The 6,603-nt window shown below is 71.8% G+C and carries 9 protein-coding genes and 1 pseudogene; all 10 read left to right on the forward strand.

The genetic code is table 11. The annotated features are described in order from the left end of the window. A pseudogene (locus G6026_RS02960) lies at positions 1-697 on the forward strand (MFS transporter); the annotation flags it as partial. Further along, positions 694-1,356, forward strand: coding sequence for an imidazole glycerol phosphate synthase subunit HisH (gene hisH, locus G6026_RS02965; protein WP_182612220.1), 663 nt, complete (start codon positions 694-696; stop codon positions 1,354-1,356). The pseudogene G6026_RS02960 and the gene hisH, both read left to right, overlap by 4 nt. 22 nt (positions 1,357-1,378) lie before the next feature. Beyond that, entirely contained in the window at positions 1,379-1,708 is a 330-nt protein-coding gene (locus G6026_RS02970; protein ID WP_182612221.1) for a hypothetical protein, read from the forward strand. Continuing rightward, positions 1,708-2,463 carry a bifunctional 1-(5-phosphoribosyl)-5-((5-phosphoribosylamino)methylideneamino)imidazole-4-carboxamide isomerase/phosphoribosylanthranilate isomerase PriA gene (gene priA, locus G6026_RS02975; protein WP_182612222.1) on the forward strand — a complete coding sequence of 252 codons (756 nt, stop codon included), beginning with the start codon at positions 1,708-1,710 and terminating at the stop codon, positions 2,461-2,463. Before G6026_RS02970 ends, priA begins: the two co-directional genes overlap by 1 nt. Before the next feature lie 60 nt (positions 2,464-2,523). Then, a complete protein-coding gene (locus G6026_RS02980) occupies positions 2,524-3,438 on the forward strand; it encodes an inositol monophosphatase (RefSeq protein ID WP_107756286.1) in 915 nt (304 codons plus the stop codon). Between the two features lie 7 nt (positions 3,439-3,445). Beyond that, a complete protein-coding gene (gene hisF, locus G6026_RS02985) occupies positions 3,446-4,219 on the forward strand; it encodes an imidazole glycerol phosphate synthase subunit HisF (protein WP_107756287.1) in 774 nt (257 codons plus the stop codon). Beyond that, entirely contained in the window at positions 4,216-4,569 is a 354-nt protein-coding gene (gene hisI / locus G6026_RS02990; RefSeq protein WP_107756288.1) for a phosphoribosyl-AMP cyclohydrolase, read from the forward strand. Before hisF ends, hisI begins: the two co-directional genes overlap by 4 nt. A gap of 4 nt (positions 4,570-4,573) precedes the next feature. After that, positions 4,574-4,753, forward strand: coding sequence for a 4-oxalocrotonate tautomerase family protein (locus G6026_RS02995; protein WP_017836066.1), 180 nt, complete (start codon positions 4,574-4,576; stop codon positions 4,751-4,753). Continuing rightward, the gene (locus tag G6026_RS03000) at positions 4,750-6,318 is read left to right on the forward strand and encodes an anthranilate synthase component I (protein ID WP_182612223.1); all 1,569 of its coding nucleotides are present in this window, start codon (positions 4,750-4,752) and stop codon (positions 6,316-6,318) included. The genes G6026_RS02995 and G6026_RS03000 overlap by 4 nt, the downstream gene beginning before the upstream one ends. Next, positions 6,315-6,603: Trp biosynthesis-associated membrane protein (locus G6026_RS03005; protein ID WP_347238054.1), on the forward strand; the 289-nt coding region annotated here is incomplete at its 3' end. The genes G6026_RS03000 and G6026_RS03005, both read left to right, overlap by 4 nt.

A 6,603-nucleotide genomic window follows, 5' to 3' on the forward strand; every position in this document is an offset into this window, starting at 1 on the left:
TGGCCTTCTCGCCGCGGCACGACTCCCCGACGTGCACCCGGCCCCCGCGAGGCCCTCCGACCCCTCCGCGCTCGGCCGCCGGGCGATGATCGTGCTGCTCGCGGGCCCGTTCCTCGTCATGGTGGCGGTCTCCCTGCCCTACGGCGCCGCCGCGTCCTTCCTCTCACCCGCCCTGGACTCGATCGTCTCGGGGAGCGGAGCGGTCGTCGCGGGAGTCGGTCTCGGGCTCCTCGGGGTGGGCGTGATCGTCGGCCGCACCTTCGCCGGCCTCGTCTCCGATCGGCGCGGACCCGGCGCGCTGGTCTGGCCCGGGCTCGCGTTCTCGGCGCTCGGCATGGCCGGGATCGCCGGCCTACTCACGCTGTCGGCGAGCCCGTGGTGGTTCATCGCCCCCACCGTGGTGTTCGGACTCGGGTTCGGCGCCGTGCAGAACGAGGCGCTCGTCGGGTCCTTCGAGCGGATGCCGCGCTCGCGCCTGGGGACCGCGTCCGCCTCGTGGAACATCTCCTTCGACGCCGGCACGGGCCTCGGATCGGTGGTCATGGGAGCGGTCGCCGGTTTCGGCTACGTGGTCCTGTTCATGGTGGCGGCGGGAATCGTCCTCGTCGTGGGCGGCCCCGCGGCGGTGGGCGCCCGGCGCACCCGGCCCGCGCGTGATCTGACCGTGCTGCACCGGGACGATAAAGTGGGGTCATGACCTCACTGGCCCCGCGGGTGGCGCTCCTCGACTACGGCTCGGGCAACCTCCGCTCCGCCCACCGCGCGCTGGAGCGTGTCGGTGCGCGGGTCGAGCTCACCTCCGACCCCGAGGTGGCCACCGAGGCGGACGCCCTCGTCGTCCCGGGGGTCGGAGCGTTCGCGGCGTGTATGGAGGGCCTCCGGGCCGTCAAGGGACCACGGATCATCGGCGAACGCCTCGCCGGCGGTCGACCCGTCCTGGGAATCTGCGTCGGGATGCAGGTCATGTTCGAGCGGGGGACCGAGTTCTCGGACGGCGAGCACGCCGAGTCCGGGGCGGCGGGATGCGGCGAGTGGCCGGGTGTGGTGGAGCGGTTGGAGGCGCCGGTGCTGCCGCACATGGGGTGGAACACCGTCGAGGCGCCCGAGCACAGTGTGCTGTTCGCCGGCATGCCCTCGGACGAGCGCTTCTACTTCGTCCACTCGTACGGCGTGCAACGGTGGGCGATGGAGCCGTCCGACCACCTGACCCCACCGGATGTCACCTGGGCCCGGCACGGCACGAGGTTCGTCGCCGCCGTGGAGAACGGCCCCCTGTCGGCCACCCAGTTCCACCCCGAGAAATCGGGTGACGCCGGCCTGCATCTGCTCGAGAACTGGATCCGATCCGTTGGCTGACCGCCGGGCTCGCCCGGCGCCCGTGTCGTTCGCGGCCCTCGCGCTGGGGGTCTGCGGTGCGGGAGTGGTGTCGCTCGGTCTGACCGCCCTGGCGGTGGCGCTGCTCCCGCTTCCGCCGGCCGGTCGCGCCGTGGCCGCGGTGGCCGGTGTGCTCCTGACCGTCGTGGCGATGGGCGTGGTGTCCGCGCGGCTCACCGACCGGGCTATCCGTGCCGAGTACGGAGACGAGACCGGGGATGAGCCACGTGACGAGGCGGAGTTCGGCGGCGAGGCGCACCTCGAGGAGCCGTCGCGCGCGTCGGGACCGGCCGAGGGCGATGGGGAGCCGCCCCGGGCGGACGGACTACGCTGATGCCCGTGACCAACGCTTCTCACCTCGAACTGCTGCCCGCCGTGGACGTCGCCGACGGGCAGGCCGTCCGTCTGGTGCAGGGGGAGGCCGGAACCGAGACCTCGTACGGTTCGCCGCTCGAGGCCGCGATGCAGTGGCAGCGGGACGGCGCCGAGTGGGTCCACCTGGTGGACCTCGACGCCGCCTTCGGTCGAGGGACCAACCGCGAGCTCCTGGCCGAGGTCGTCGGCGCGCTCGACGTCAGGGTCGAGATGTCCGGGGGGATCCGCGACGACGACTCGTTGGAGGCCGCGCTCGCGACCGGGTGCGCGCGGGTGAACCTGGGGACCGCCGCGCTGGAGAACCCGGAGTGGTGCGCCTCCGCGATCGCCCGCCACGGGGACCGCATCGCGGTGGGCCTGGACGTGCGCGTGATCGACGGCGAACCCCGACTCCGTGGCCGCGGGTGGGTGTCCGACGGCGGCAATCTCTGGGAGGTGCTGGAGCGTCTCGACAAGGACGGCTGCGCGCGCTACGTCGTCACCGACGTCTCCAAGGACGGGATGCTGAACGGCCCCAACCTCGAGATGCTCTCCCAGGTGTGCGCGGTCACGGGTGCGCCCGTGGTGGCGTCGGGAGGGGTGTCGTCCGTGGCGGACCTGGAGGCCATCGCGACGCTGGTGCCCCAGGGCGTCGAGGGTGCGATCGTGGGCAAGGCCCTCTACGCGGGCCGTTTCACCCTCCCCGAGGCGCTCGCCGCGGTGAGCGCCCGCTGAGCCACCGGTGACCAGCCGGTGGCTCCATCCGACCGTTTGACCTCGAGCAGGAGGCCCGAGATGACCGATCAGACCGGAAACACCCTGCCGACGGACCTGTCCGTCGACCCCGCGGAGGCGCTGGCACTGGCGGCCCGCGTCCTCGAGGAGGTCACCCCCCGCTTCGTCGAGGGTCTCGGCGCCGAGGGCACCCGCGTCAAGGGCTCGCGCAACGATTTCGCGACCGAGCTCGACCTCGAGCTCGAACGCCGGATCTCCGACGCCCTGCGCGAGGGGACCGGCCTCGAGGTCCACGGGGAGGAGTACGGCGGGCCGCCGGTCAACGAGGGGACCCTCTGGGTGGTCGACCCGATCGACGGCACGGCCAACTACTCCCTCGGCATACCCACCACCGGCATCCTCGTCTCGCTGGTTCACGAGCGGCAGCCCGTTCTGGGCCTGACCTGGCTCCCGCTGCTCGGGATGCGGTTCACCTCGATCGCCGGGGGTCCGCTCAAGGAGAACGACGAGGAGATCCCGCGGATCGCCGACGTCTCCATCCGCGACGTGGCGCTGGGCCTCGGGTCGCTCAACACGGGGGCCCGCACGACCTATCCGCCGGCCTACCGCCGGGAGGTGTTCGAGCAGCTCACCCTCGACGCCGCGCGCACACGCAAGTTCGGGTCGACGGGAGTCGACCTGTCGTTCGTGGGCTCGAGCCGGTTGTCCGCCGCCGTGAGCTTCGGCAACTACGCCTGGGACAACGCGGCGGGCGCCTCCCACATCCGCGCGGCGGGTGGAGTGGTCACCGACCTGGCCGGTGAGCCGTGGTCGATCGACTCCCAGTCGATCCTCGCGGCCGGCCCGCGGGCCCACGCCGAGGTGCTCGGCACCATCCGCGAGCTGGGCGAGCCCGGGAACTTCTTCGAGGCCGGACGCCGCCGGGCCACCCCCGGGCCGGACGGCAACCGCCCGTGGCTCGACGGGGAACGGTGACCCGGGTATGACACTCGCCACCCGGGTGATCCCGTGCCTCGACGTCGACGCGGGCCGCGTGGTCAAGGGCGTGAACTTCCTCGACCTCCGGGACGCCGGGGATCCGGTCGAGCTGGCCGCCGCCTACGACGCGCAGGGCGCGGACGAGCTGACCTTCCTCGACGTCACGGCCTCGTCCTCGGGCCGCGGAACCATGCTCGACGTGGTCACCCGCACGGCCGAGCAGGTCTTCATCCCCCTCACGGTGGGGGGCGGGGTGCGTACCGCCGAGGACGTGGACCAACTCCTGCGGGCGGGCGCGGACAAGGTCAGTGTCAACACCGCCGCCATCGCGCGTCCCGAGCTCCTCGACGAGCTCAGCAGGCGCTTCGGTTCGCAATGCATCGTCCTGTCGGTCGATGCGCGAACGGTTCCCCAGGGAGAGCCACCCACGCCGTCGGGCTGGGAGGTCACCACCCACGGTGGCCGTCGGGGCACCGGCATCGACGCCGTCGAGTGGGCCCGTCGCGGACAGGACCTGGGGGTGGGGGAGATCCTGCTCAACTCGATGGACGCCGACGGCACCAAGGCGGGATTCGACCTGGACATGATCCGTGCGGTGCGTGCGGCGGTGACCATTCCCGTGATCGCCTCGGGCGGGGCCGGTGCGGTGGAGCACTTCGCTCCCGCCGTCGCGGCCGGAGCCGACGCGGTTCTCGCGGCCAGTGTCTTCCACTTCGGTGAGATGACCATCGGCGACGTCAAGAAGGCCATGGCGGCCGAGGGGGTCACGGTCCGATGAGCGATCCGGTCCTGGACCCGTCCGTCGCCGACCGGCTCACGCGCACCGCGGACGGCCTGATCGCGGCGGTGGTGCAGGACGCGTCCGACGGCCGGGTCCTGATGATGGCGTGGATGGACGACGCCGCTCTCGCCGAGACCCTGGCCACGCGGCGCGGGGTGTACTTCTCGCGCTCGCGGGGGACGCGGTGGGTCAAGGGGGAGACCTCCGGTCACGTCCAGCACGTGCGCAGCGTGGAGATCGACTGCGACGGCGACACCGTGTTGTTGAAGGTGGACCAGACCGGGGCCGCCTGCCACAACGGCACGCGGAGCTGTTTTGACACCCACACACTCCTCGGGGAGGAATGATCCTGTGCCCTTCATCCAGATCAACCAGCTCGACGGGATGGACCCGCAGTCCAAGGCGCGGGTGATCGAGGCCGTCACCGCCGCCTACGCCGAGGCCTCGGGCAAGGACCCGGCCAAAGTCTGGGTGCACGTCAACGACATGCCGCGCGACTCGTTCGGGATCGGCGGCCGGGTCGTCGGATGAGTACCACGACCACCGCCTTCGAGCAGTTCCGGGCGCTCGCCGCCGGTCACCGGGTCGTCCCCGTGGTGCGCACGGTGCTGGCCGACTCCGAGACCCCGCTGTCCGCGTACGACAAACTCGCGGACGACCGACCCGGGACCTTCCTGCTCGAGTCGGCCGAGCACGGTCGATCGTGGTCACGGTGGTCCTTCATCGGCTGTGGCTCGGCCGCCGCGCTGACCGTCGACGAGACGGGCGAGGCCATGTGGTGGGGACACGTGCCCGCCGGCGCACCGACGGGAGGGGACCCGCTCGACGCCCTGCGCCGGACCCTCGATCTGCTGCGAACCGATCAGATCGCGGGCCTGCCACCGCTGACGTCCGGGCTGGTGGGGTACCTCGGCTACGACATCGTGCGCCGTCTCGAACGGATCGCCCCTGACACCGCCGATGACCTGCACGTTCCGGAGCTGGTCCAGATGCTGGCCACCGACCTGGCCGCGTTCGACCACCACGAGGGCCGGATCCACCTGATCGCCAATGCCGTCAACTGGGACGGGAGCGACGATCGGATCGAGCAGGCCTACGACGACGCGGTGGCCAGGGTGGACGCGATGACGGCGAGGCTCGCGGCGCCGGGCGGCGGCGGGGTCAGCGTGTTCGACACCCCGGACCCGCAGGTGATCCGTCGCACCGACGAGTCGACGTATCACGCGCGGGTGGCCGACATCATCGAGCAGATCTACTCCGGCGAAGCCTTCCAGGTGGTGCTCAGCCAGCGCTTCGAGGTGGAGACCTCCGCCTCGCCGAGGGACGTCTACCGCATCCTGCGCACCACCAACCCGAGTCCCTACATGTACCTGATGACGGTGCCGGACGGGTCGGGAGACGACGGTTTCGGTGGCACCGCGTTCACCATCGTGGGATCGAGCCCCGAGGCCCTTGTCACGGTGAAGGACGGATTGGCCACGACCCACCCGATCGCCGGAACCCGGCCGAGGGGTGACGACGACGAGCACGACGTCCTGCTCGCGAAGGACCTGGTGGAGGACGCCAAGGAAAACGCCGAACATCTGATGCTGGTCGATCTGGGCCGCAACGACCTCGGCCGGGTCTGCGAGCCGGGCTCCGTCGTGGTGACCGAGTTCCGTCAGGTCGAGCGGTACAGCCACGTCATGCACCTGGTCTCCACCGTGACAGGTCGTCTGGCGGAGGGGCGCACGGGCATCGACGCCGTGACCGCCTGCTTCCCGGCGGGCACCCTGTCGGGCTCGCCCAAGCCCCGCGCGCTGCAGATCATCGAGGATCTCGAGGACACCCGTCGCGGCGTCTACGGGGGAGTGGTCGGATACCTCGACTTCGCCGGGAACACCGACCAGGCCATCGCCATCCGGTCCGCCGTGCTCAAGGACGGCACCGCCTACGTCCAGGCAGGTGCCGGGATCGTCGCCGATTCGGTCGCGGCGTCGGAGGACCAGGAGTGCCGCAACAAGGCCATGGCCGTCCTCCGGGCCGTCGCGGCCGCGGACACCCTGCGGCCCGCGGGGTCCACGGGTGGAACCCACCCCACGGGGGAGGGCCGGTGAGTCAGAGCACACGTCTCCGCCTCCCGGTGGTCCTGCTGGTGCTCGGAGCCGCCCTGTTGTGGATCGCCTCCCGCATGGTGTGGGTGGACGTGGTCGCGTTCAACGACCAGTCGGGCGAGGTCCGACGGGCCCTGACGGGTTCCCAGTGGCAGCCGGCGCTGGTCGCGGTGGCGTTGGGTGCTCTGGCCGCGGTGGCCGCGGTGGCCCTGGTGAGGGGAACGGGGGCTCGGGTGGTCGGCGCCGTCATCGCCCTGCTCGGCCTGGCCACCGGCGCGGTGCTGTTCT

Origin of the sequence: Dietzia sp. DQ11-38-2, assembly GCF_014145055.1 — a bacterium.
Classification (GTDB): domain Bacteria; phylum Actinomycetota; class Actinomycetes; order Mycobacteriales; family Mycobacteriaceae; genus Dietzia.

Bases quoted from the DNA above. Each gene is read 5' to 3' on its own strand.
- hisH (WP_182612220.1), top strand. From the start codon at position 694: ATGACCTCACTGGCCCCGCGGGTGGCGCTCCTCGACTACGGCTCGGGC.
- hisF (WP_107756287.1), top strand. From the start codon at position 3,446: ATGACACTCGCCACCCGGGTGATCCCGTGCCTCGACGTCGACGCGGGC.
- hisI (WP_107756288.1), top strand. From the start codon at position 4,216: ATGAGCGATCCGGTCCTGGACCCGTCCGTCGCCGACCGGCTCACGCGC.
- G6026_RS02980 (WP_107756286.1), top strand. From the start codon at position 2,524: ATGACCGATCAGACCGGAAACACCCTGCCGACGGACCTGTCCGTCGAC.
- priA (WP_182612222.1), top strand. From the start codon at position 1,708: ATGCCCGTGACCAACGCTTCTCACCTCGAACTGCTGCCCGCCGTGGAC.
- G6026_RS03000 (WP_182612223.1), top strand. From the start codon at position 4,750: ATGAGTACCACGACCACCGCCTTCGAGCAGTTCCGGGCGCTCGCCGCC.